This window comes from Morganella sp. B601 (assembly GCF_051172335.1).
Taxonomy (GTDB): Bacteria; Pseudomonadota; Gammaproteobacteria; order Enterobacterales; family Enterobacteriaceae; genus Morganella; species Morganella morganii.
Window position 1 is genome coordinate 68,968 of sequence record NZ_JBPIZE010000003.1, and the last position, 24,768, is coordinate 93,735.

Here is a 24,768-nt window from a genome sequence, read left to right on the forward strand (position 1 = left end):
CACTACGGGGATCGTTTTATATTGCCAGTAATTTATCCAGCCCTGCCGTTTTCACTGAGCCATGTGAAATAAAACAGAGCTGATACCAGAAAGAACCACTTTCTGACTGCAGTTTTTCCGTATAAAACGCATTAGCTGATAATGCACGGATAAGCAGACCGGTCCGGTAAAGCATGACGGCTATAATAACGGCGGATAATCCCGCAAACAGTGTGGTCAGGCTGAAAATATCCGCATCTGTCCGGATATACTGAACCAGTAACAGCGCAATAAAACCCAGTTGAGTGATACCTTTCAGTAACAGCAGGCGGAAGAAAAAATCCTTCATATTTTGTTCAAGTGCAAAACACGGATTTTTTAAAATCGCCCGCTCTTCTTTCACCGGTATGCTGTAAACATACACTATCCAGTGGCTGATATCATGGCTGCGGGAAACCAGTCCCTTCTCTTTTAATGTATGTAAACGGAGAGAAACCACCAGTTGCCAGACAATTCCGTGAAATAACAAATAAAGCAGAAACGCATTCATGCCCCAAAAACCGGTAAGCACCGCAAATAATATAAAAAAGGCAACTCTTCCTGAATAGATCCAAAAAGGGACAACCTGGTAATTCATCGTCGTTCCCTGTGTTTTTTTGTCCATAAATACCATTCCGCAATAAAAAACACCCCTGAAATATATCACCAGTATAACCGGAAAATCCCCAAAATATACTATTCTGACCCGTAACCACCGGTTTGGGTTTTCTTATTAATGTTACTGCAAAAAATGTCCTTTTCTGATGTTTCGTAAACCAGCGTGACATTATTTTCACCCATAAAAAAACTAATGCGAAACAATAGCCTGCAGGCTATATTACACACCAACCCCATGAATTTAACGGAAAATTCCGCGTTACTCATTCTGAGAAATGTGTCACACTATTCGCTTACAGCACCATTTTTTAATGAATAAAAATAATGGTTATTTTTTAGCTTAACGGATTTGTTTATGGACGAAAAAACGCCTGCCACGCCGCCACGCGGCGAACTCAAACGCAGTTTAACCAACCGGCATATTCAGCTGATTTCCATCAGCGGGGCAATCGGCACCGGGTTATTTATGGGCTCCGGTAAAACGATTTCACTGGCAGGCCCTTCGGTATTATTTGTCTATATGATCATCGGGTTTGTCTTATTCTTTGTCATGCGGGCAATGGGCGAAATCCTGCTGTCAAACCTGAATTATAAATCGTTCAGTGATTTTGCCGGTGACCTGATTGGCCCGTGGGCCGGTTTTTTTGTCGGCTGGACGTACTGGTTCTGCTGGGTAATAACCGGTATTGCCGATGTGGTGGCTATTACCGGCTATATCATGCACTGGGCACCGGATTTTCCGCGCTGGGTCAGCTCGCTGCTCTGTATTTTGCTGTTACTGTCCCTGAACCTGGCAACAGTGAAATTATTCGGCGAAATGGAATTCTGGTTTTCCATGATAAAAATTGTCGCGATTGTGGCACTGGTTATTATCGGCGGCATTCTTATCGGCACACATTTTGTTTCACCGGAAGGACATGAGGCGGCGTTATCCAATATCTGGTCCGACGGAGGTATGTTCCCGAAAGGGATAATCGGATTCTTTGCCGGGTTCCAGATAGCCATTTTTGCCTTTGTCGGTATCGAGCTGGTGGGTACTGCCGCAGCGGAAACCCGTGACCCGGTGAAATCCCTGCCGCGGGCCATTAATGCCATTCCGTTCCGGATTATTGCATTTTATGTGCTGGCGCTGATTATTATTATGTCTGTCACGCCGTGGCGCTTCATTCCGGCAGATAAAAGCCCGTTCGTGGAACTGTTTGTTATGATCGGCGTTCCGGCGGCAGCGAGTCTGGTGAACTTTGTGGTGCTGACAGCCGCAGCGTCCTCTGCAAACAGCGGTGTGTTCTCCACCAGCCGGATGCTGTTCGGGTTAGCCAAACAAGGCAGCGCACCAAAACAATTCTGCCGTCTGTCAAAACAGGCAGTACCGGCCACCGGACTGATTTTCACCTGCATCTGTTTGTCTGTCGGGGTGATTCTGCTCTACTTTATCCCTGATGTGATGCATGTGTTTACCCTGGTAACAACAGTATCCGCTATCCTGTTTATGTTTATCTGGAGCATGATCCTGTACAGCTACATTATGTTCCGCCGCCGTCGTCCTGAGCTGCATGCTGCATCAGTCTATAAAGTGCCGTTCGGCAGTTGGATCCCGTGGGTGTGTCTGTCCTTCTTTGCCTTTGTGATTGTGCTGCTGACACTGGAGACCGATACCCGCCAGGCGCTGCTTGCCACGCCGTTATGGTTCATCCTGCTGGCAGTCGGTTACCGGAATGTCAGAAAGCACCGCCTTGCACAGGCACAAAAGTAACGGACAAAAAATCCCGGGATAACCCGGGATTTTTATTTTTATACTCTGTTACTCAGTCCGTCCGAGGTAACGGTCTTCCGCCTCAGTGAAACGTCCCTGAACTGATTTGTCCGGTTCACGGCCTGCCAGGCTGACCACCACAATCGCAATACCGGCCAGAATAAAGCCCGGAATAATTTCATATAAATTAAACCACTTATATTCTATCCAGATAAGAACCGTCACCGCGCCGGTAAACATCCCCGCCAGTGCGCCGTTACGGGTCATCCGCTTCCAGATAACAGAGAACAGGATAACCGGCCCGAATGCTGCGCCGAACCCGGCCCATGCGTTACTGACCAGCCCCAGCACTTTGTTGTTTTTATCCATCGCAATGTAGATAGCGATCGCCGCAATCACCAGCACCATAATGCGCCCGACCAGCACCATCTCTTTCTGTGAGGCATTCTTACGGAAAAACGGTTTGTAGATATCTTCCGTCAGGGCACTGGCACTGACCAGCAACTGACAGCTCAGGGTACTCATGACCGCTGCCAGGATGGCAGAGAGCAGAATACCGGCAATCCACGGATTAAATAAGATAGAGGTCAGGCTCATGAAAATCCGCTCACGGTTTTCAGTCACCGAGCCCGCCAGTTCCGGGTTTTGCTGGAAGAAGGCAATACCGAAGAAACCGACACAAATGGTTCCCGCAAGGCAGAGGATCATCCAGGTCATACTGATACGGCGTGCACTGCGGATGGTGTGATGAGAATCCGCCGCCATAAAACGCGCCAGGATATGCGGCTGCCCGAAATAGCCCAGTCCCCAGCCCAGCAGGGAGATAATCGCGACAATATCCAGCCCGCGGAACATATCCACATACGCAGGGCTTTTCGCTTCGATAATTGCCAGCGCTGTATCAAACCCGCCGACAGACACAATCACCATAACCGGTGTCAGGATCAGGGCGAAAATCATCAGTGTCGCCTGCACGGTATCTGTCCAGCTTACCGCCAGGAACCCGCCGAGGAAGGTATAGGCAATAGTTGCCCCTGCACCGAGCCACATAGCTTTTTCATAACTGATACCGAAGGTGCTTTCAAACAGCAGACCACCGGCCACGATGCCGGAAGCACAGTAAATAGTGAAGAAAATCAGGATCACGGCTGCGGAGACAATCCGCAGAACACGGCTTTTATCCTCAAAACGCTGCGTGAAGTAATCCGGCAGCGTCAGCGCATGGTTGACTTCCGTCTGAAGGCGCAGACGACCGGCAACAATCCGCCAGTTAAGCCAGGCACCGATACACAGGCCGATAGCAATCCAGGATTCGGAAATACCGGAGAAGAAAACCACACCCGGTAATCCCATCAGCAGCCAGCCGCTCATGTCGGATGCACCGGCGGATAATGCAGTCACAAAACTGCCCATCCGGCGGCCGCCGAGAATATAGTCGTCGAAGTTATTGGTGGAGCGATAGGCCATATAGCCGATGAACAGCATCCCGGCGATATAGACAATAAATGTCACAATCAGCGGCGTGGTCAGCGTCATTGTCATAATTAAGTTCCTGTACTGAATTTATAGTCCGTCACGTATCAGCATTGCGTGTACCAATCGCTGTACAGGATGCGCGTCACACCGGTGTTACTGTGTTGCACATCGCCTCAGCCATCCCTGGTCTGCACAGACAATGCCCCGTCAATTATCATTATTTGTTAAATCTGTGATGAGTTGTGTTCAGCCCGATAGTAACGACAACAACAATAAAACAACAATTAATTAACGATACTAAAGTGAAGATTTGTGATTTTTATCACGGGATATGTCATCAGAAAGTGATGCGGTTAATCACCTGATTTAATCATTATACGCCCTAAAACTGACAATATACTATTGTTATATAATGATTTTATTTTAACCAATACGGTTTATTTCTTAATCATTTTCTCAGATCAGTATAAAACAGCGACATTATTCACACTTTACACATCTCTTTATTTAACAATGTTGCACAAAGTTGCAACCTCATAGATATTAATGTGCAACGCATGACCTGTTGCCGTTTATGAGGAGTGAACATGGTGAGTACCACAATGGGCGTCAGACTGGATGATGAAACCCGTGAGCGGATCAAAGCCGCAGCGCAAAAAATTGATCGCACGCCGCACTGGCTGATCAGACAGGCTATTTTTGATTACCTGACTCAGCTCGATTCTCTGCCGGACGGCACACTGCCTGCTGCCGGAGCACCTTCCGCACAGGAAGATGAAACAGTACCGGCTGAGCCGCCGGTCAGCTGCCAGCCGTTTCTGGAATTTGCCGGTGATATCCTGCCGCAATCCGTGACCCGCGCAGCTATCACATCCGCGTACCGTATTCCGGAGCCGGAAGCGGTCGCTATGCTGCTGCCGCAGGCGCAACTCTCCCCGGATGCCGCACAGGCCACGCATAAACTGGCTTACGGTCTGGCAGAAAAGCTGCGTAATCAGAAAAACAGCAGCGGACGCGCCGGACTGGTACAGGGACTGCTTCAGGAATTCTCCCTCTCCTCCCAGGAGGGGATCGCGCTGATGTGCCTGGCAGAAGCACTGCTGCGTATTCCTGATAAAGCCACCCGTGATGTGCTGATCCGCGATAAAATCAGCCACGGTGACTGGAATTCTCACCTCGGCCAGAGCAAATCCATGTTTGTCAATGCCGCCACCTGGGGGCTGCTGTTCACCGGTAAGCTGGTTGCCACGCATAATGAAGCGGGACTGAGCCGCTCACTGAACCGTATCCTCGGCAAAAGCGGTGAACCGCTGGTGCGCAAAGGTGTGGATATGGCAATGCGCCTGATGGGCGAGCAGTTTGTTACCGGTGAAACCATCGCCCGTGCGCTGGCAAACGCCCGTAAAAATGAAGCCAAAGGCTTCCGCTATTCTTACGATATGCTGGGCGAGGCCGCACTGACGGCCGCAGATGCACAGGCCTATCTGGTCTCTTATCAGCAGGCTATCCACGCCATCGGCAAAGCCTCCGCCGGACGCGGTATTTATGAAGGGCCGGGCATCTCCATCAAACTGTCTGCCCTGCACCCGCGCTACAGCCGAGCGCAGTATGACCGCGTGATGTCCGAACTTTATCCGATCCTGCGTGACCTGGTGGTGATGGCGCGTCAGTACGATATCGGAATCAATATTGATGCGGAAGAAGCTGACCGCCTGGAAATCTCCCTCGATTTACTGGAAAAACTCTGTTTTGACCCGCAACTGGCGGGCTGGAACGGCATTGGTTTTGTTATCCAGGCCTATCAGAAACGCTGCCCGGTGGTGGTGGATTATCTGATTGACCTGGCATCGCGCAGTCAGCGCCGTCTGATGATCCGTCTGGTAAAAGGCGCTTACTGGGACAGCGAAGTCAAACGCGCCCAGGTCGACGGGCTGGAAGGCTATCCGGTGTATACCCGCAAAGTTTATACGGATATCTCTTACCTCGCCTGTGCCCGTAAACTGCTGTCAGTGCCAAATCTGATTTATCCGCAGTTTGCCACCCACAACGCCCACACCTTATCCGCGATCTACCAACTGGCGGGCAATAACTATTATCCCGGTCAGTATGAGTTCCAGTGTCTGCACGGCATGGGTGAACCGCTGTATGAGCAGGTGGTCGGCAAAGTGGCGGACGGCAAACTGAACCGGCCGTGCCGCGTGTATGCACCGGTTGGTACCCATGAAACCCTGCTGGCTTATCTGGTCCGCCGCCTGCTGGAAAACGGCGCGAATACCTCCTTTGTCAACCGGATCGCCGACGGCACTATTCCGCTGGAGATGCTGGTGGAAGACCCGGTTGCGGCAGTTCAGGCGATGGCCGCCAAAGAAGGTGCTGTCGGTCTGCCGCATCCGAAAATCCCGCTGCCGCGCAATCTGTACGGCAATACGCGGGTCAATGCCGCCGGTCTGGATCTGAGTAACGAGCACCGTCTGGCGTCGCTGTCGAGTGCCCTGCTCAGCCACGCCGGAGATAATCTGCTCAGTGAACCACTGACCGGCGGAACATTTACACCGTCCGCACCGGCAGAGCCGCAACCGGTCAGAAACCCGGCGAATCATCATGATATTGTCGGCCACGTTCGTCCGGCCACAGAAGATGAAGTGGATCATGCCCTTGCCACCGCCTCCGGTGCAGCGGAGATCTGGTTCGCCACCCCGGCACAGGAACGGGCGGACATCCTTATCCGCGCCGCACAGCTGATGGAAGATCAGTTGCAGCCGCTGCTCGGGATCCTGGTGCGGGAAGCCGGTAAGACCTTTACCAACGCGATTGCCGAAGTCCGTGAAGCCGTTGATTTTCTCAATTATTACGCCTCTCAGGTGAAAACTCACTTTGCCGGTGATACGCACCGTCCGCTGGGACCGGTGGTCTGTATCAGTCCGTGGAACTTCCCGCTGGCAATTTTCACCGGTCAGGTAGCCGCTGCCCTCGCCGCCGGAAACCCGGTGCTGGCAAAACCGGCGGAACAGACTCCGCTGGTGGCAGCTGTTGCCGTTTCACTGCTCCATGACGCCGGTGTTCCGCGTGAAGTGCTGCAACTGCTGCCGGGTGACGGCGAAACAGTCGGTAACCAGCTGGTGTGTGATCCGCGTGTTCAGGGCGTGATGTTTACCGGCTCCACCGCGGTCGCGAAGATTTTACAGCGCAATCTGGCCGCCCGTCTCAGTACTGAAGGCCGGGTGATCCCGCTGATCGCCGAAACCGGTGGCCTGAATGCGATGGTCGTGGATTCCTCCGCCCTGACAGAACAGGTGGTCACCGATGTGGTCAGTTCCGCCTTTGACAGTGCGGGTCAACGCTGTTCAGCGCTGCGTCTGCTCTGCATCCAGGAGGATGTGGCTGATCGCACCATAGAGATGCTGAAAGGCGCGATGGCGGAATGCCGTCTCGGCAACCCGGACATACTGGCAACCGATATCGGCCCGGTGATTGATGAAGAGGCACATAACGGTATCCGCCAGCATATTCAGCATATGCGCGGTAAAGGCAGACCGGTGTATCAGTCCGCCTTCGGAATGGAAACCGGTTCACCGGCGATTCTTAACGGCACCTTTATCCCGCCGACGCTGATTGAACTGGATGATGTTTCTGAACTGACGCGGGAAATTTTCGGTCCGGTGCTGCATGTGGTCCGTTACCAGCGCGATACCCTGCCGGAACTGACGGAGAAAATTAATGCCGCCGGTTACGGGCTGACATTCGGTATCCATACCCGTATCGATGAAACTATCGCACAACTGACGCAGCAGATTGAAGCCGGGAATATTTATGTTAACCGCAACATTGTCGGTGCAGTGGTCGGTGTTCAGCCGTTCGGCGGCGAAGGGCTTTCCGGTACTGGTCCGAAGGCAGGCGGCCCGCTCTATCTCCACCGCCTGCTGGCGGAACAGCCTGATGATTCAGTGGTCAGCCTTCTGGCAGAACAGGATGATCTCAATCCGCCGGATGTCACTCTGCGGACACAGTTACTGGCACCGTTTGATACTTTCCTCACCTGGCTGGAGGCGCAGCGCCGCCACGATGTGCTGACAGCGGTTATCCGTTACGGCGAGTTATCACAGGCCGGTACCTGCCGTCTGCTGCCGGGACCGACCGGGGAGCGCAACAGTTATTATCTGCTGCCGCGCGGAACCATTCTCGGCCTGAATGATTCGGAGCAGGATGCTCTGCTGCAACTGGGTGCCACACTGGCAGCGGGCTGCCGTCAGCTCTGGCCTGCGGCGGAACATACCCGTTCACTGTATAACGCTTTGCCGGACAACGTCCGTGCGCAAATCACACTGACAGAAGAGTGGTCAGCGGATGGTGTGATCTTTAACGGTGTGATTTTCCACGGTGACAGTGATCGCCTGCAGGCAGTAAACCGGGATGTGGCTGCACGCGGTGGTGAGATTGTGCCGGTTGCCGGGCTCAGTCACGGTGATACACAAATCCCGCTGATGCTGTTACTGCATGAGCGTGCGGTTAGTGTGAATACCGCTGCGGCGGGCGGAAACGCCAGTCTGATGACTATCGGCTGATAATCACAGGGATTTAAAACGGAAAAAGGGAACGAAAGTTCCCTTTGTTTTATCATTTACTGATAAAAAATGGTCTGACTGATAAATCAGTGTTTACCCTGCCAGTCAAGATACTGTTCGTACTTGCGCAGTGCGATGTTGTAGTTGCTCAGGGCGGAGTCAGATAAATCTTCACTCAGCTGAGCCTGGATAATTTCAGTGGAGAATTCTGTGGTGGCCGGGAAGGCTTTGGAGGACAGCAGTTCATCGAGACGGCGCAGACGGACAACATATTCGCGCACGGTGCTGTGGCTCATTTCCGTTTCTTCAAACAGATACTGTTTGAATGCCATGATATCGAAATAATCGGTTGCACTGTTGCAGTAGATCTCGCTGCAGAAACGGCAGAGTGCCACAAATTTGTCCTGCAATCCCATCCAGGTGGTGTCATCGATCATATCTGTCATTTCAGAAATAGCTTCTTTATTGATCAGCTGACCGTTGAAAACCAGGGAGATACGATCGAGGGTTTTGTGACAATGACTGCAGTGAGTCTGACTGTGTTTGAAGTCTTTAATGTAACGGCTTACGGGCCGTTTCTTTTGTTTTGAAACAGACATATTCTGGCGCCTTGTGTAGTCTAGTCTAATAAAAATAAATCAAAGATAAAGTCAAAGTTACTTCATGGATTTTAAGCGCGCCCGCAGCCTTTTGATTGCCTGGCTGTGTAACTGGCTGACGCGGGATTCCCCCACTTCCAGCACTGCGCCTATCTCCTTGAGGTTCAGCTCTTCCTGATAGTAAAGAGTCAGAACCAGTTTTTCACGTTCAGGCAGTTGTTTTATCGCCTCAACCACCTGGTGACGCAAACTCTCGTCTACCAACAAACCGAGCGGGTTGCCCCCGTCATCATCATCACGGACGGGTTCGCAGCTCTCACCGTGGATTTCGTGCCACTCATCGTAAGAAAACAGCTGGCTGTTATTGGTATCGGTTAAGACCTGACGGTATTCTGCGATATCCATCTGTAACGAATCAGCGATTTCCTGCTCTGTGGCTGCACGCCCCAGAGACTGTTCGAGCGCGCGCACGGCTTTGGTTATTTCCCGCGCCTGACGGCGCACACTGCGGGGGGCCCAATCTCTTCCCCGCAATTCATCCAGCATTGCCCCGCGGATCCGTTGTACCGCATAGGTTGCAAAGGTGGCACCCTGCATGGCGTCAAAACGCTCCACTGCATGCAGTAAGCCGATACCCCCGGCCTGAATTAAGTCGTCAATATCAACGCTTGCCGGTAATCTCACCTGCAACTTCAGGGCTTCGTGCCGGATAAGGGGATAATAACGCTCCCACAGGCTATTTTTGTTGATAACACCTTCGGCGGTATACAAATCACTCACAACCTGAAACACCCTTCGAGATTCATGAAAGGCTTTTATTATCGTGCCCTGAAAAGAATTCAATCCGGTGAGTAGTGAGGTAAATCACGCCTTATTTGCCTTATCCTAAATCACCTCATTAACAAATAGCAATACTCTCTTTCATTTTTATCATAAATTTTGCAAAATTCCGGTTATTTTATATGACAAAAAGAAAAATAGGCGTTCATTAATAGAATAAAAAAACAAATAGTTAGAATATTATTTGTTCTGTTATGGGTAACATCTATAAAAAAAGGTCAGAATATTCTGACCTTTTAAATACCTTAAAGCAACTACGTAAATTAACGTAACAGGCTCAGAACACCCTGAGGAACCTGGTTTGCCTGTGCCAGAACAGCGGTACCCGCCTGCTGCAGGATCTGACCACGGCTCATGTTAGACACTTCTGTTGCGAAGTCTGCGTCCTGGATACGGCTGCGTGCTGCGCTCAGGTTGTTAACAGAGTTGTTCAGGTTGTTGATGGTAGACTGCATACGGTTCTGGAATGCACCCAGTTTTGAACGGTATGAGTCAACAGTTTTCAGTGCTTCGTCCAGTTTTTTGGTGGTTGCTTCATTCATATCTTTAGCTTCTGCTTCAGTTTTGAAGTTAACAACCTTATCAGTAATTGTGAATGTTGCCTTAGTTGATTTATCCGTAGTATCTTGGACTTTATCAACAGTCACCTCAACAAAAACCTCTTTTCCATCTTTAGTAGCTTTTGTATAGAACGCACCAGTCTTATCATTATGATAAATATCAGTAGCGCCCGGAGTAGGTGTTACCGCAGCACCTTTGGAGTCAACAAACGAAATTGTTGGATCTTTTGTATCACCAGTGCTTTTTGCTACTGTTTTTAATGCAGCGTCATCAGCGAGTGCTTTACCGGTTACAAACTGTTCTAATTTGAAGTTTTCTAACTTCAGTTCTTTCAGGTCGATTTTTTTCATGTCTAATTCGATGGTTTCGCCATCATTAGCACCAACCTGGAAATTCATTTTAGTACCCTGTTCCAGCACTTTGATGCCGTTGAACTGAGTTTGCTGTGAAATACGGGTGATTTCTTCCAGACGCTGATCAACTTCTTCCTGGATAGAAGAAATATCGCTGTCTGAGTTAGTGCTGTTTTTCGCCTGAACAGTCAGTTCACGGATACGCTGAATGTTGTCGTTGATTTCGTTAACAGCACCTTCAGCGGTCTGTGCGATAGAGATACCGTCGTTGGCGTTACGGGAAGCCTGAGTCAGACCTTTAACGTTAGCGGTGAAACGGTTGGCGATTGCCTGGCCTGCTGCATCATCTTTTGCGCTGTTGATGCGGGCACCTGAAGACAGACGCTCGATTGCAGAGCCCAGTACGCTCTGTGAACGGTTTAAGTTGTTCTGAGTAACCAGAGACAGAACGTTAGTATTGATAACCTGTGCCATGATATATGTCCTTGTTATTGAAAATAATAAACAGCGTTTATCTGTTTGGCTTTCTGATTTTCGCCAGCAATAACACTATCGGCACCCTGAGAGGTCACTTTAGGTTTTTTGGTAAATTTTTTTATAAAATCGTCACTAAAATAATTTTAACAGCCATAAAAAAAGCCGGAACAGGGGTTCCGGCCAAATAATAACACAGAGGAATTGCCTGATTTATAATTAAATAATGATTAACGCAGTAAGCTCAGTACTGACTGCGGTACTTGGTTTGCCTGTGCCAGCACAGCTGTACCTGCCTGCTGCAGGATCTGACCACGGCTCATATTAGACACTTCAGTCGCGAAATCCGCATCCTGAATACGGCTGCGTGCAGCGCTCAGGTTATTCACGGAGTTATTCAGGTTATTGATGGTGGACTGCATACGGTTCTGGAATGCACCCAGCTGACTGCGCTGAGTATCTACTTTGGTCAGTGCATCATCCAGCGTCTTCAGGATTTCATCTGCCGGAGGTTTCGTACCCGCAGCCAGCACCTGGATTTCATGGCTGGTGTCTACATTAACAGTTGCCTGATAATCCGTACCACCGGAATCTTTTTCTACTTTCACGGTTGCTTCATAGGTCACATCTTTCGTGCCGCCTTTACCATCATCAATCTTACCCGTCACCAGATAAGTATCTTTAATAGCCTTACCATTCTCATCTTTTGCTTCTTTTACTTCTGTTGGTGCCGTACCTGCCCATTTGACACCCGTGAATACCATTTTTTTGGCTGCGATAGTACCAGTATCATCTTTAAAATCACCAGCTTTCCTGGCAGCACCTTCCTGACGATACACGGTACTCAGCGTAGAAAAGTCCATATCTTTCAGACCCAGCGCCTCGCGGTCAACTTTCTTCAGGTCAATATCAATTGTTTCACCATCATTGGTACCAACCTGGAAACTCATTTTTTTATCGCCGGATAAAACTTTGATGCCGTTGAACTGTGTTTGTTCTGAAATACGGTCAATCTCTGCCAGGCGCTGATCAACTTCTTCTTTTATAGAGTTGATATCGCTTGCTGAGTTAGTGCTGTTTTTTGCCTGCACACCCAGTTCACGAATACGCTGGATGTTATCGTTGATTTCATTAATAGCACCTTCCGTTACCTGCGCCAGTGAAATACCATCGCTGGCGTTACGGGATGCCTGAGTCAGGCCTCTCACGTTTGCAGTAAAGCGGTTAGCAATCGCCTGACCGGCAGCATCATCCTTTGCACTGTTAATACGGGCACCGGAAGAAAGACGTTCAATGGCGGTTCCTAACACGCCCTGAGAACGATTTAAATTATTCTGGGTAACCAGTGATAGAATATTGGTATTAATAACTTGTGCCATAATGATATTTCCTTTTTTTGTATGAAATAATGTGAATTATTTTCTGCCGCCATTACGGGGTAATACTGTTAACGGGCGATAATTCACTTTATTTACAGACAAAACGCCGCCTTATTATCAATATTGGGCGATTTTATCCAAATGTTACTTTACTGAACCTATTAAAACCAGATTATTCACCGGTGCTCCTTTTTTTCTTCTTTATCTTAATGGTGACAATAGCCCCGCTTTCCCTGCGTAACTCCGCCCATCATTTTTTGCTGTTAACGCTAAAATTCTTCTGCTGCCAACCGATAACTATGTAAAACCAATTAAATTCAGGAGAAGTACATGGCAGGCATAGCAACATTAGGAATCGGTGCGGGAATGGATCTCAATGCACAGCTGGAGATGCTGGAAAAAGCAGAAATGCGCCGTCTGGAACCATTAACAGCCCAGAAAACGGCATGCGATGCTCAGATTAGTGCTTTTGGTAAGTTACAATCAGCATTAGAGAAATTAAAAACTGCCGCAGAAGATCTGAAAAAATATGGTGACATCAGCACCACTAAAGTCAGTGAAGACAATAAATACTTTGGTGCCACAACCAACGGTAAAGCCCAGCCCGGTCTGTATGATATCAGCATCGATCAACTGGCAAAAACGCAGACGTTATCCGGCAGCGGTGTCCCTGACGGCAAATCGGCCATGGGTGACACCGGTATTGGTGAACGCACTATTTCGTTCAGTTTTGGTGACGGTAGTGATTCTGAAAAGAATTTCAGTATAAAGCTGAGTGGTGATAAGACATCTCCTATTGAAATTGCTGATGCCATTAACCGTGCCGACAAAGGTATCAGTGCCAGTGTGATTAAAGGCAAAGATGGTCAGTTTCATCTGGTTCTGGTCAGTAAAAACCAGGGAACAGACTCCGCAATTAATATTTCAGTTACCGGTGATGATACACTGAATAATGCAATCGGCGGAAAATCAGTCAAAGACAGCAGTGGCAAAGTCACATTTATACCTGCTGTTGCCGGTAATATGGAACAAACCACAGCACCACAAAACGCATTATTCAGCGTAAACGGTATTGCCCAGGAATCGCAATCCAACGAAGTTAAAGATGCATTTTTTGGTCTGACACTGACATTAAAAAAAGTCACTGAAAAAGACAGCTCCGGTAACCCGATTACTGAGCCATTGGTTGTATCCTCTGATATTGAACCGGCCAAGAAAAAAATCCAGGCATGGGTTGATGCGTATAACGAATATCAGAAACTGTGCAAAGATCTGACCAAATATACTCAGACAGAAAGCGGTAAAGAAGCCGATAAAAATAACGGACCATTAATTGGTGACTCAACTCTGCGGGGTATTCAGAATACAATTCGCGGGCAAATAAGAACACCAAACGGTGATGGCCAGATAAATACCATGAGCAAGCTGGGTATCCGGCAAAAAGCTGACGGTACGCTGGAAGTCGACAACAAGGTACTGGAAAAAGCGCTGAAAGAAAATGGTTCCAGCGTAAAAGAGTTTTTTGCCGGTGACGGAAAAGAGACCGGTTTTGCCACCGAAAACTTTAATTATCTGAAAAAGACATTAGACAGCCGTGAAGGTACGATTCATAACGCTACCGACGGATTGGAAAAAAAGAAAAAAGGTATCGATAAACGCATCGAACAAACCACCAAACAGATTGAAAACACGATGGATCTGTATCGCCGTCAGTTCCAGAATCTGGACAAAATGATGAACTCCCTGAGTGGCACCACACAAGCACTCGGCAGAATGTTAGGTTAAAAATAATGTATCAGCGCAAGGCAAATCAGGCTTATCAGCAAGTTAATCTTGAAAGTGAAATTACCAATGCCTCGCCTTATCAGTTGATCCGGATTTTGTTTAACGGGGCGCTCAGCGCCCTTCGCCGCAGCGAAATCTTTATGGAGCAAAATGATATTGCCGCCAAAGGTAAGGAACTGTCGAAAGCGATTAATATTATTGATAATGGTCTGAAACAGGCTCTGGATTATGATGCCGGCGGTGAGCTGGCGCATAATCTGGCCTCCCTGTATGACTATATGATTATGCGGTTACTCAACGCAAATATCGAAAATAACGTGGCCTACGTAAAAGAGGTCTATCAACTGCTCTCCGATCTCGCGGCAACATGGCAACAAATCGGGGCAAATGTGGATGAAAGATAATCAGGTGAGTATTCAAACGACCATCAATTTACACGATATATATCAACATGTACTGACACTGAGTGAAGAACTCGTTACCCTGGCCAGAAACAGTGAATGGGATGATTTGATTGCCCGTGAAACTGATTATGTTTGTGCAGTTGAACACCTGACACAGTTATCTCATGAACTGGAAAAAGAACAGCCGGTGACCGGCGAACTGGTGGAAATATTGCAGGCTATCATTGAGAATGAACGGGTAACAAAAATCTATTTGCAGGATCACCTCAACTTTCTGAGTAAAGAAATAAAACAGCTTGACCAACAACGCGTGATTAATAAAAGTTACGGGCAATTCAGTGACCCGGATTATTCAATTCATGTTAAACCAGTGAAATAATTCATTCTGATCAGCCTGTGTTTTAAAATAATAAAAAATGAGCTGTTCTGTTCCGGCCGGCGGGGAGCTCTGCCCGGCCGGAACGTTTTGCTATTCAGCGGTATTTTTTACACCGGGTTTCACACAATTTCCCAGATATAACCCCGCCATAACAGCTGCAAATCCGCCGATCACACTGACCAGAAGATACGTTATTCCGGTACCCAGTAACGCCGGGGATGACATTATTTCAAAGGTTCCGTACACAAAGCTGCTGAATGTGGACAATCCGCCCATAATACCGGTCGCCACCAGCGCATTGACATACTGATTAATCCGGTTGCGCTGTAATAACGCCGCCGTTATTCCCAGCAGGAATGAGGCAATAATATTAGCCGCCAGAATATCAAGCGGAAATCCGTCATGCAGAGACGGCACACCAAGCATCAGTAATTCACGGCAGATTGCACCGAATGCCCCGCCAACAAAAATAAGAATCACCATATTCATATTGTTATCCTCATGCCGCCAGCCAGACACCCAGTGCGGCAGCAGCCAGACCCGCCACAACAGAGATAAGCAAATAACCGAAAGCCAGCATCCGCTGTTTTGAATTCACCAGTTTTGCCGCATCCAGCTGCATACTGCTGAAAGTGGTGTAACCGCCGAGAATACCGGTCAGAACAGCCGCATGCAGGAATGAACCGAAGCGGTCATGCCAGTCAATCACGAATAACGTGCTTAAGAAGCCGATAATAAAAGCACCCGAGATATTAATAATAAAGGTGCCCAGCGGAAAATGGCCGTGATAACGTTCGCCTGTCAGTTTACCGACCCACCAGCGCAGTAATGAACCGCTGCCGCCACCGATACCGACCCAGAAAATATCAATTGCTGTCATATAACCTCACCTGTAAATACCATCGTCAGGAGAAATGCGTACAGCGGATAGTGTAGATCCTCTTTCTTTACTTCACAATTACCGGATTGAAACCGGCTGAATTTATACAAAGATGCCGGATCTGAAGTCCGGTTACAGGTTATACCCTGTAATATCCTGTGACTATACAGTGAACGGATACCAATAACTGACGGTCAGCAGGAAAATAGCCACACCACCTGCCAGTGCGGTAACCGTCAGATAAAAACGGGTCCGTGATGCAGTTATTACCGGGTGCCGCCGGATATTACGGTAAACACGGATCAGATCACCCGACAATACCAGCAGCAAAATGACTACCAGGAATTTACCGGCCAGGTATAACGAATCCCAAAATTCAGCAGAAACCAGCGGTTCCCCCGGGTTATTATTTATCCGTTGCACCAGTGTGATCCCGGTTGCTGTATACAACCACACACGGAAATAAAAACCGGCCAGTATTATCACGCTTGTCACTACTGTTTTATATCTCTTCATTTATACTCTTTATACAGATAAAAAAGCGCCGATACGGAACTAATAGTATTTTTGTGCTGTCAAAAACAGAGTAAAAACACACTACTTTAACACACTCATTAAGGACAACTGATGAAATCAGCCTATGTTATTGCTCCGCTCTTCTTATTAATGGCAGGATGCAGTCAGAATGCACGGACAGATCAGGCCGCAGAGAACACCAAAACATTATATATTGATTCTGAACTGGCCGATTGCGTGGGTGTTGCGCCGATGACATGCATGAAAATAAAAGAATCCCCTGATGCAGAGTGGGAATTTTTCTATCAGAACATCGACGGATTTACTTATGAACCGGGATACCAGTACCGGGTGTCCGTTAAAACAACAGATGTGCCGAATCCGCCTGCGGATGCACCCAATATCCGTTATCAGTTAATTTCCGTACTGAATAAAGATCCTGTCCCGGCGAAAGACGCAAAAATTGGTATGGCAAACCCGGCATCCGTTTATTGTGAACAATCCGGCGGTAAAACAGAAACCGTTAAAGCGGCATCCGGCTGGACCGGTTACTGTAATTTACCGGGTGGTGAGCGGGTTGAGGAATGGACGTATTACCGCAAAAACCATAAATAAACAGATCAAAAAGAGCGGGAAAACCCGCTCTCTTTATTTATCCGGTACAACAAAAATTGTCTTTGTTATTTAACTAATTTACAGGTACGGCCTTTATCTTCGGCAACTTTACCTTTCACTGTATCATCCTCTGAAATGCTGGCCAGCTTCAGTTCATTTTTTCCGTTTGACCAAAGCTGGAAATTTTCGCCGACATAACGGGCACCGCTGGCAGCAACCGCTTCTTTCAGAACAATAATTTCATCGCTGTATACCATTACTGCTGTTTTGGCATCCGGGAAAGCAACTTTAATTTTTTGCCCGTCACAGTTATAGGTATCCGTTTTGGCCGCAAATGCAGGGCTTGCCAGTAATGCGGAAACTAAGGCGACAGCAGACACAGACAGAATTTTACGCATCGAATGCTCCTGAAAACGAGTAATACAACCGTTAATATTATTGCGCTTTGATTATGCACCCACCATCAATAACCAATATAGGATATCTCTATAATCCTGTTTCCCGGTTAATTTTTCCGCTGTTGCCCGGTGATATTTAAATCGCTATTCCGCAGAATGGTGCTATTATCAGTATAATTACGCCAACATTATTTAATCTTTATTACAGGCGGAGTTATACCAATGAAAATATTCTCATCTCTCCGGCAGTTTATGCGTATTTATCAGTCTCCGGCAGTATTGATATTGCATTTCATTATCATTATCTCGGTTATTCTTCAGATTGTGATCAGCAACTGGATGTCTGTTTCGGTAACCGGTGTTATTCCCGCAAGCGGCTATCGCTTATTTTTTACCTGGCTGCATATTATTACCGGTCTTTCATTCTGGGTTTCCGGTACCCTGCTTATTGCTCTCTGTTTTCATCAGCGGGGAGTAAAGCACTATTATCCGTGGGCTTTCGGCTGTTTTTCACAGATAGCGGCAGACTGCCGTGCCCTGCTGCACGGGAAATTACCGGAATCCTCTCCCGGAGGTCTGGCAACCAGCGTTCAGGGGCTGGGTCTCGGTGCACTGGTACTGGTCGTGCTATCAGGTACAGCCTGGCTTATATTATGGGTGGCGGGGTCAGCTTATGCCGGTGAAATACGTAACCTGCACAAAACGCTGACGGGACTGATTGAAGCCTATATTATTGGTCATGGTGCAATGGGGTTATTGCATTTTATAGTCTGGCTGCGGAAAAAATCAGTTTATGATAATAATCAAACCCGTTGATGTTCTATCCGGAGATAATGTATCCTCGGCACCGCTGTAAAATAATAAGCCCCGGAGGGGCTTATTATTTTTACGGCAACAGCAGCTAGTCATTTTTCTTCAGATTCGCCACTAATTTTTCCAGCATCTCTGCTTTGTATAATACCGGTGCAATATTGCCGCTCTCAAGTAACATATTAGACACGTCAGATAACTTAAAGCGGACTTCTTTCCCTGCGATACCCACACGGCTCGCAATCAGCGGTTTATTTTTCGCTTCCGTACCGGTCATGAACACACTCATCGCCGCAATATTCGGGATCGGTAATTTACCTTTTTCCAGCACCAGCGTCATTTGCAGTTTCAGATCACCAGGAGCAGACTTTTTAGCCAACTGCAGGCGTTTAATCGTTTCCGGCGTGATCATCACACCGGCATAGAGCTCGTCATTTGATAAGATATAAATCTCGGCATTTACCGCCTTCATATCATCAGCGATAAATCCGACCCCGACAGGAACGATAAAACTGGCATAGGAATTAAATTTTTCTTTATAACATTCTTTGTATTCCGCGCCGGAGAAGACAGCCGGCATCTGCTCTTTAATTCTGATAAGACTTTTTGATTCTTTCCGTGAATCTTCGAAATCATTACAGGCCGGTACTTCCACATTGATATTACCGGCGACCAGTTTGTGTTCATGAGAGACCAGATCATCCGTATTTACCGTGGTTTCAACATCCACTTTACACCCTGCCAGCATTGAAACAGCGATCAGAACGGGAAGAATTTTTTTCATTTTTTCACCAATATGTATTTATTATTCATCTATTTAAACATACATGCAGTGAAATTAAAGCGGTCCGGGAAGTTTTTGTGACAATACAGATAAAAACGGGGTAACTGAAAAACAATAACCGGAATTTAAAAAAAAATAACCCCGTATTGGCAGAATACTTAAATATGAAAGCCCGCAGCTCCGGGCATTCATATAATAATATTTACACCGGCATTGACATAATTTCCTGATAAGCAGCCACCAGTTTATTGCGTACCTGAATGCCCATTTGCAGGCTCAGGCTCGCTTTCTGCATGTCCACCATCACATCATTAAGGGAAATATCTGCTTTGCCGAGAGTGAAATCTTCCACCTTTTTTGCTGAATTAACGCGGGTGGCATTGATCTCATTCACTGCTGAGATCAGATGATCACCAAACCCCGGTGCATCAACGACCGGTTTCGTCTGGCTTGCTGCCTGTGCTGCTGTTACATTCAGCTGGGAGACGACTCCCTCAATTGCCTGAATTGTCATGTTTTTTCTTCCGTTAACAGGGATAAATGTGTACTGCGGAAGCCATTTTCTGCTGAAAAAGACACCGGTCACATCCTATTGCCTGCATACCCTAACACACCCTTTTTAACTTGAAGCCCGTAAATAACACCAAAATCACAGGCTGATTCTGTCATTAGATTTGTTATTTGCAGGGAATAATAGCAGCGTAAAAAAGTGACGTTACAAAGAGGGAAATTACGTTGTTTCGCCAAAACTATTTTCACCCGTCAAATCTGCAAGGCAGGGAATGTTTATGAGTGCCGCACCACAAGACACCGGAGATACCAAAAAGGGATTCGCCCTGATTATTGACCGTATTAAGGCTGATCCGAAGGTTCCGCTGATGGTCGCCGGCGCGGCTGCAATCGCCGTTATTGTTGCGCTGTTCCTCTGGATGCGCAGCCCGGATTACCGCGTTCTGCTCAGTAATCTGAGTGCCAAAGACGGCGGCGATATTGTCAGTCAGCTGACACAGATGAATATGCCTTACCAGCTCGCGGATAACGGCAGTGCCATTCTGGTACCTGCTGATAAAGTGCATGAGCTGCGTCTGAAACTGGCACAGGCCGGTCTGCCGAAAGGCGGGAATACCGGTTTTGAACTGCTGGACAAAGAACAGTTCGGTATCAGTCAGTTCAGTGAGCAGGTGAACTATCAGCGCGCCCTCGAAGGGGAACTGTCACGCACTATCGAATCACTCAGCCCGGTGCAGACCGCACGGGTACATCTGGCGATCCCGAAACCGACCCTGTTTGTCCGCGAGCAGAAATCACCGACAGCCTCCGTCACCGTCGGATTGCTGCCGGGCCGCGCACTGGATGAAGGCCAGATCAGCGCGATTGTGCATATGGTCTCCGGCAGTGTGTCAGGATTAACCTCCTCCAGCGTTATTATTGTTGACCAGACCGGACGTCTGCTGACAAACAATGATAACAGCCAGCAGTCTGTCAGCACGTCACAGATGCGTCTGACCCGGGAAACCGAAGCACGTCTCAAACAACGTATTGAAGACCTGCTTACCCCGCTGGTCGGCCGTGCCAACGTGCAGGCACAGGTAACCGCTCAGGTGGATTATTCCAAAGTCGAACAGACCGCCGAAGAATATAAACCAAATCAGCAGCCGGATTCCGCCGCTGTCCGCTCGCGCCAGAGCAGCCAGAGTCAGCAGAACAGCAACGGCGGTCCGGGCGGCGTACCGGGTGCATTATCCAATCAGCCGGTCAGTGCCCCTTCCGCCCCTGTTGAAACAGCAAAAGCGGATACAAAAGATAACAAAAATGCATCTCCTGCCGATAATAAAAGTAACAGCAACATTAATTCGCAGAGTGATGAAACCACAAACTACGAAGTGGATCGCAAAATCAGTCATACCCAGCGCCAGATTGGCGTGATTGACCGTCTCTCTGTTGCGGTGATTATTAACTGGTTGCCGCAGAAGAAAGAAGACGGCACCGAAGAAATGCAGCCGCTGCCGCCGGAGATGATCAAAGAGATTGAATCGCTGACCCGTGAAGCGATGGGGTATTCCGTCAGCCGCGGTGACAGCCTGAGCATCACCAACTCCCGCTTTACCGATGAAGGTCAGCTGACCGAAGAGCCGTCGCTCTTCACAAGCCCGGTCATCATTGCGCAGGCACTGGATTACGGCAAGATCCTGCTGCTGTTACTGGTGGGCTGGCTGTTGTGGCGCAAAGGTATCAGACCGCAGTGGCAGCGCTACCGCAAAGCACAGCAGGCGGAAGCGGAAGCCCGTATGTTTAAGGCGACTCAGATGAAGACCCCGCTCGTGGCTGATGATGTTATCAGTGACGATATGGACGAGAAAACCCGCCGCCGCCTGACCCGTCAGCGTGTCAGCGCCGAAATTCAGAGTCAGCGTATCCGTGAGATGGCGGATAAAGACCCTCAGGTTGTGGCAATGGTTATCAGTCAGTGGTTAGGAAAAGCACAATGAATTTAAGCGGAACAGAAAAGAGCGCCGTCATGCTGATGACGCTCGGTGAGGACCAGGCCGCCGAGGTCTTTAAACACCTGAACAATAAAGAAGTTCAGCAGCTGAGTATGGCGGTCTCCAACATGCGTCAGGTCTCCAATGCCGAGCTGGCGGAAGTCCTGACGGAGTTTGAGGAAGCGGCAATTCAGTATGCGGCGCTGAACATCAATACCAATGATTATCTGCGTTCCGTGCTGGTCAAGGCGCTGGGTGAAGACCGCGCCGCCAGCCTGCTGGAAGATATCTTCGAGAAACACGAAAGTGCGTCCGGGATCGAAAGCCTCAACTATATGGAGCCGCAGACTGTGGCCGATATTATCCGCGACGAACATCCGCAGATTATCGCCACCATCCTGGTGCATTTAAAACGCAACCTGGCTGCCGATGTGCTCGAGTTGTTCGACGAACGCCAGCGCAACGACATCATGCTGCGTATCGCCACCTTTGGTGGTGTGCAGCCGGCAGCACTGGCGGAACTGACCGAAGTCCTCAACAATCTGCTGGACGGCCAGAACCTCAAGCGCAGCAAAATGGGTGGCGTGAGAACCGCAGCCGAGATCATCAACCTGATGAAGAGTCAGCAGGAAGAAGGTGTTATCGGGGCAATGCGCGATTACGACGGCGAACTGGCACAGCGGATTATCGACGAAATGTTCCTGTTCGAGAACCTTATCGAAGTGGACAACCGCAGTATCCAGCGCATCCTTCAGGATGTCTCCAACGACTCGCTGGTTATTGCACTGAAAGGCTGCAACGAAGAGCTGCGCGAACATTTCCTGCGCAATATGTCCACCCGTGCGGCTGAGATTGTCCGTGATGATCTGGAATCCCGTTCACCGGTGCGTATGTCGCAGGTTGAGAATGAACAGAAGTCTATTCTGCTGATTGTCCGCCGTCTGATGGAAACCGGCGAAATTGTGATTGGTGGTGGTGACGATGTCTATGTCTGATAAGGAAAACACCGGCCTGCCGTGGAAGCGCTGGCAGCCGCGGGAGCTGAATCAGTGGGATCTGAATTCCTCTGTGCTCCCTGCCCTGTCCGGTGAGCCGGAGCCGGAAAAGCCTAAAATACCCTGCCTGGAGCCGAAAGAGGTGCTCGAGCAGATCAATCTGCTGGATAACCTGAAAGAAGAAGCACAGCGCAGCGGTTTTCAGTCCGGTCATGAGCAGGGGCAGAAAGCCGGTTATGACGCCGGATTTGCTCAGGGTCTGCAGGACGGCGCTGAACAGGGCCGTCAGCAGGTACTGGCAGAACAGCAGCCGGTCACAGAAGAGTGGCAGAAACTGTTATCCGAGTTCAGTTACTCTCTCGACAGTTTTGACAGCGTGGTAACCACCAAACTGCTGCAGATTGCCCTGACCGCCGCCCGCCGGGTGCTCGGTCAGCCTGCGGTCTGTGACGGCACCGCACTGCTCGAAGAGATCAGCCGTCTGCTTCAGCAGAAACCGCTGTTTGCCGGTCAGCCGGAGCTGCGGGTCAACCCGGTACATGTTGAGATGATCGAACAGCATATCGGTACCCAGCTCAGTCTTAACGGCTGGCGTCTGGTGCCGGATCCGCAACTGCATGCGGGCGGATGCCGTGTGGTGGCGGATGACGGCGAAATCGATATGAGTGTCGCCACCCGCTGGCAGGAGCTGTGCCGGTTATACGCACCGGAGACCTTGTTATGACCGCGCGGATTGGCCGCTGGATAGGCGCACTGGAAGATTTTGAATCCCGGATGTCCGGCGTGGCGATGACCCGCCATTACGGGCGTCTGACCAAAATCACCGGGCTGGTGATGGAAGCCGAGGGCATCAAAATGCCGCTCGGTGCCACCTGTTTCATCGAACGCGTGATCAACGGAAACACCGAAGAAGTTATCTGTGAAGTGGTCGGTTTTAACGGACCACGTATGCTGCTGATGCCGCTGGCAGAGCTGGAAGGTATCGCGCCGGGTGCCCGCGTGTATGCGCAATCCACCGGAAGCGGCGGGCAGACCAGCCGCCAGCTGCCGCTGGGTGATGAGCTGCTCGGCCGGATCCTGGATGCCTCCGGCAACCCGCTGGACGGCAAAGGGCCGCTGGAAACCAAAATCCGTGCTCCGCTGATTACGCCACCGATCAACCCGCTGGAACGATCACCTATTAACAGTGTGCTGGATGTCGGTGTCCGCGCTATCAACGCCCTTCTGACCGTCGGACGTGGTCAGCGTATGGGGCTGTTTGCCGGTTCCGGCGTCGGGAAAAGTGTGCTGCTCGGCATGATGGCGCGTTTCACACAGGCGGACATTATTGTGGTCGGGCTGATTGGTGAGCGCGGCCGCGAAGTAAAAGATTTTATTGAGAACATCCTCGGCGCGGAAGGACTTCAGCGCGCGGTGGTTATCGCGGCACCGGCGGACGTTTCCCCGCTGCTGCGGATGCAGGGTGCCTCTTATGCCACGCGGATCGCGGAATATTACCGTGACCTGGGTCGCAATGTGCTGTTAATTATGGATTCACTGACCCGTTACAGTATGGCACAGCGTGAAATTGCGCTCGCCATCGGAGAACCGCCGGCGACAAAAGGCTATCCTCCGTCGGTGTTCGCAAAATTACCGGCGCTGGTCGAACGGGCAGGCAACGGCAAAAACGGCGGCTCTGTCACCGCGTTTTACACTGTACTGACCGAAGGGGATGACCAGCAGGATCCGATCGCTGACTCCGCACGGGCCATCCTTGACGGCCATATCGTGCTTTCGCGTTCCCTGGCGGAATCCGGACACTACCCTGCTATCGATATCGAAGCCTCCATCAGCCGTGCCATGACCGAACTGATTGAGAAAAGCCATTACCGGAAAATTCAGCGTTTCAAACAGCTGACCTCCGCTTACCAGCGCAACCGCGATCTGATTAATGTCGGTGCCTACGCGGCGGGCAGTGATCCGATGCTGGATGAGGCCATTCAGCTGTTCCCGTATATGGCGAAGTTTCTGCAGCAGGATATCGATGAGCGCTGTGACTACCCGGCTGCCTGTGAGCAGCTCAGTCAGGTGATACCGGACGCATAAC

Annotated in this window: 23 protein-coding genes; 11 read left to right on the forward strand and 12 right to left on the reverse strand. The window is 49.4% G+C overall.

The window, feature by feature from the left end:
- Nucleotides 1-16 precede the first annotated feature (16 nt).
- Nucleotides 17-643: a hypothetical protein gene (locus ACSBQN_RS08810; RefSeq protein ID WP_036407556.1), complete on the reverse strand. Its 627-nt coding sequence runs from the start codon at nucleotides 641-643 to the stop codon at nucleotides 17-19.
- A gap of 348 nt (nucleotides 644-991) precedes the next feature.
- Between ACSBQN_RS08810 and cycA the strand changes: the two genes are divergently transcribed.
- A complete protein-coding gene (gene cycA / locus ACSBQN_RS08815) occupies nucleotides 992-2,389 on the forward strand; it encodes a D-serine/D-alanine/glycine transporter (RefSeq protein ID WP_024473835.1) in 1,398 nt (465 codons plus the stop codon).
- A 48-nt stretch (nucleotides 2,390-2,437) separates the two neighbouring features.
- Here cycA and putP read toward each other — a convergent pair whose 3' ends face one another.
- Nucleotides 2,438-3,925 carry a sodium/proline symporter PutP gene (gene putP, locus ACSBQN_RS08820; protein ID WP_024473836.1) on the reverse strand — a complete coding sequence of 496 codons (1,488 nt, stop codon included), beginning with the start codon at nucleotides 3,923-3,925 and terminating at the stop codon, nucleotides 2,438-2,440.
- Nucleotides 3,926-4,452: 527 nt separating this feature from the next.
- On the opposite strand from putP, the gene putA reads away from it, so the two are divergent.
- Nucleotides 4,453-8,427, forward strand: coding sequence for a trifunctional transcriptional regulator/proline dehydrogenase/L-glutamate gamma-semialdehyde dehydrogenase (putA, locus tag ACSBQN_RS08825; RefSeq protein WP_337137232.1), 3,975 nt, complete (start codon nucleotides 4,453-4,455; stop codon nucleotides 8,425-8,427).
- An 86-nt stretch (nucleotides 8,428-8,513) separates the two neighbouring features.
- Here the strand turns inward: putA and fliZ are convergent, their stop codons facing one another.
- From fliZ to ACSBQN_RS08845, 4 genes are all read right to left on the reverse strand, one after another.
- Nucleotides 8,514-9,026, reverse strand: coding sequence for a flagella biosynthesis regulatory protein FliZ (gene fliZ / locus ACSBQN_RS08830; RefSeq protein WP_004236794.1), 513 nt, complete (start codon nucleotides 9,024-9,026; stop codon nucleotides 8,514-8,516).
- A gap of 57 nt (nucleotides 9,027-9,083) precedes the next feature.
- Nucleotides 9,084-9,806, reverse strand: coding sequence for an RNA polymerase sigma factor FliA (locus tag ACSBQN_RS08835; RefSeq protein ID WP_024473838.1), 723 nt, complete (start codon nucleotides 9,804-9,806; stop codon nucleotides 9,084-9,086).
- 323 nt (nucleotides 9,807-10,129) lie between these two features.
- A complete protein-coding gene (locus tag ACSBQN_RS08840) occupies nucleotides 10,130-11,254 on the reverse strand; it encodes a FliC/FljB family flagellin (RefSeq protein ID WP_354632818.1) in 1,125 nt (374 codons plus the stop codon).
- Between the two features lie 230 nt (nucleotides 11,255-11,484).
- The gene (locus ACSBQN_RS08845; protein ID WP_024473841.1) at nucleotides 11,485-12,633 is read right to left on the reverse strand and encodes a FliC/FljB family flagellin; all 1,149 of its coding nucleotides are present in this window, start codon (nucleotides 12,631-12,633) and stop codon (nucleotides 11,485-11,487) included.
- Between the two features lie 330 nt (nucleotides 12,634-12,963).
- Here ACSBQN_RS08845 and fliD point away from each other — a divergent pair, with 330 nt between their 5' ends.
- From fliD to fliT, 3 genes are read left to right on the forward strand one after another with little or no spacing between them, the layout of a single operon-like run.
- The gene (fliD, locus tag ACSBQN_RS08850; protein ID WP_024473842.1) at nucleotides 12,964-14,418 is read left to right on the forward strand and encodes a flagellar filament capping protein FliD; all 1,455 of its coding nucleotides are present in this window, start codon (nucleotides 12,964-12,966) and stop codon (nucleotides 14,416-14,418) included.
- Between the two features lie 5 nt (nucleotides 14,419-14,423).
- Complete coding sequence (gene fliS / locus ACSBQN_RS08855; protein WP_024473843.1) at nucleotides 14,424-14,822, forward strand: flagellar export chaperone FliS; 399 nt, start codon at nucleotides 14,424-14,426, stop codon at nucleotides 14,820-14,822.
- A complete protein-coding gene (gene fliT / locus ACSBQN_RS08860; RefSeq protein ID WP_024473844.1) occupies nucleotides 14,812-15,201 on the forward strand; it encodes a flagellar protein FliT in 390 nt (129 codons plus the stop codon). Before fliS ends, fliT begins: the two co-directional genes overlap by 11 nt.
- 90 nt (nucleotides 15,202-15,291) lie before the next feature.
- On the opposite strand, the gene ACSBQN_RS08865 is transcribed toward fliT, so the two are convergent.
- The 3 genes from ACSBQN_RS08865 to ACSBQN_RS08875 all read right to left on the reverse strand — a co-directional run bounded on the left by ACSBQN_RS08865 (nucleotide 15,292) and on the right by ACSBQN_RS08875 (nucleotide 16,597).
- Entirely contained in the window at nucleotides 15,292-15,690 is a 399-nt protein-coding gene (locus ACSBQN_RS08865) for a CrcB family protein (protein ID WP_354632819.1), read from the reverse strand.
- Between the two features lie 10 nt (nucleotides 15,691-15,700).
- On the reverse strand, nucleotides 15,701-16,081 hold the full coding sequence (crcB, locus tag ACSBQN_RS08870) for a fluoride efflux transporter CrcB (protein WP_004236805.1): 381 nt from the start codon (nucleotides 16,079-16,081) through the stop codon (nucleotides 15,701-15,703).
- Between the two features lie 162 nt (nucleotides 16,082-16,243).
- Complete coding sequence (locus ACSBQN_RS08875) at nucleotides 16,244-16,597, reverse strand: hypothetical protein (RefSeq protein ID WP_354632820.1); 354 nt, start codon at nucleotides 16,595-16,597, stop codon at nucleotides 16,244-16,246.
- A gap of 111 nt (nucleotides 16,598-16,708) precedes the next feature.
- Here ACSBQN_RS08875 and ACSBQN_RS08880 point away from each other — a divergent pair, with 111 nt between their 5' ends.
- Complete coding sequence (locus tag ACSBQN_RS08880; RefSeq protein ID WP_024473846.1) at nucleotides 16,709-17,212, forward strand: DUF4377 domain-containing protein; 504 nt, start codon at nucleotides 16,709-16,711, stop codon at nucleotides 17,210-17,212.
- A gap of 65 nt (nucleotides 17,213-17,277) precedes the next feature.
- On the opposite strand, the gene ACSBQN_RS08885 is transcribed toward ACSBQN_RS08880, so the two are convergent.
- Nucleotides 17,278-17,610, reverse strand: coding sequence for an MliC family protein (locus ACSBQN_RS08885; protein WP_152695944.1), 333 nt, complete (start codon nucleotides 17,608-17,610; stop codon nucleotides 17,278-17,280).
- A 222-nt stretch (nucleotides 17,611-17,832) separates the two neighbouring features.
- Between ACSBQN_RS08885 and ACSBQN_RS08890 the strand changes: the two genes are divergently transcribed.
- Nucleotides 17,833-18,426, forward strand: coding sequence for a cytochrome b/b6 domain-containing protein (locus ACSBQN_RS08890; protein WP_024473848.1), 594 nt, complete (start codon nucleotides 17,833-17,835; stop codon nucleotides 18,424-18,426).
- An 85-nt stretch (nucleotides 18,427-18,511) separates the two neighbouring features.
- On the opposite strand, the gene ACSBQN_RS08895 is transcribed toward ACSBQN_RS08890, so the two are convergent.
- Together ACSBQN_RS08895 and fliE are read right to left on the reverse strand one after the other, a co-directional pair.
- On the reverse strand, nucleotides 18,512-19,204 hold the full coding sequence (locus tag ACSBQN_RS08895) for a DUF7424 family protein (RefSeq protein ID WP_354632822.1): 693 nt from the start codon (nucleotides 19,202-19,204) through the stop codon (nucleotides 18,512-18,514).
- A gap of 202 nt (nucleotides 19,205-19,406) precedes the next feature.
- Nucleotides 19,407-19,718 carry a flagellar hook-basal body complex protein FliE gene (gene fliE, locus ACSBQN_RS08900; protein WP_024473850.1) on the reverse strand — a complete coding sequence of 104 codons (312 nt, stop codon included), beginning with the start codon at nucleotides 19,716-19,718 and terminating at the stop codon, nucleotides 19,407-19,409.
- A gap of 274 nt (nucleotides 19,719-19,992) precedes the next feature.
- Here fliE and fliF point away from each other — a divergent pair, with 274 nt between their 5' ends.
- Genes fliF through fliI form a run of 4 tightly spaced genes read left to right on the forward strand, consistent with a single transcriptional unit; the run spans nucleotide 19,993 to nucleotide 24,767 of the window.
- Entirely contained in the window at nucleotides 19,993-21,693 is a 1,701-nt protein-coding gene (gene fliF, locus ACSBQN_RS08905; protein ID WP_024473851.1) for a flagellar basal-body MS-ring/collar protein FliF, read from the forward strand.
- Nucleotides 21,690-22,682, forward strand: a complete 993-nt coding sequence (gene fliG, locus ACSBQN_RS08910; RefSeq protein WP_024473852.1) for a flagellar motor switch protein FliG — start codon at nucleotides 21,690-21,692, stop codon at nucleotides 22,680-22,682. The genes fliF and fliG overlap by 4 nt, the downstream gene beginning before the upstream one ends.
- Complete coding sequence (gene fliH, locus ACSBQN_RS08915; RefSeq protein ID WP_024473853.1) at nucleotides 22,675-23,406, forward strand: flagellar assembly protein FliH; 732 nt, start codon at nucleotides 22,675-22,677, stop codon at nucleotides 23,404-23,406. Before fliG ends, fliH begins: the two co-directional genes overlap by 8 nt.
- On the forward strand, nucleotides 23,403-24,767 hold the full coding sequence (fliI, locus tag ACSBQN_RS08920; protein WP_024473854.1) for a flagellar protein export ATPase FliI: 1,365 nt from the start codon (nucleotides 23,403-23,405) through the stop codon (nucleotides 24,765-24,767). The genes fliH and fliI overlap by 4 nt, the downstream gene beginning before the upstream one ends.
- The last annotated feature ends 1 nt before the right edge of the window (nucleotide 24,768 follow it).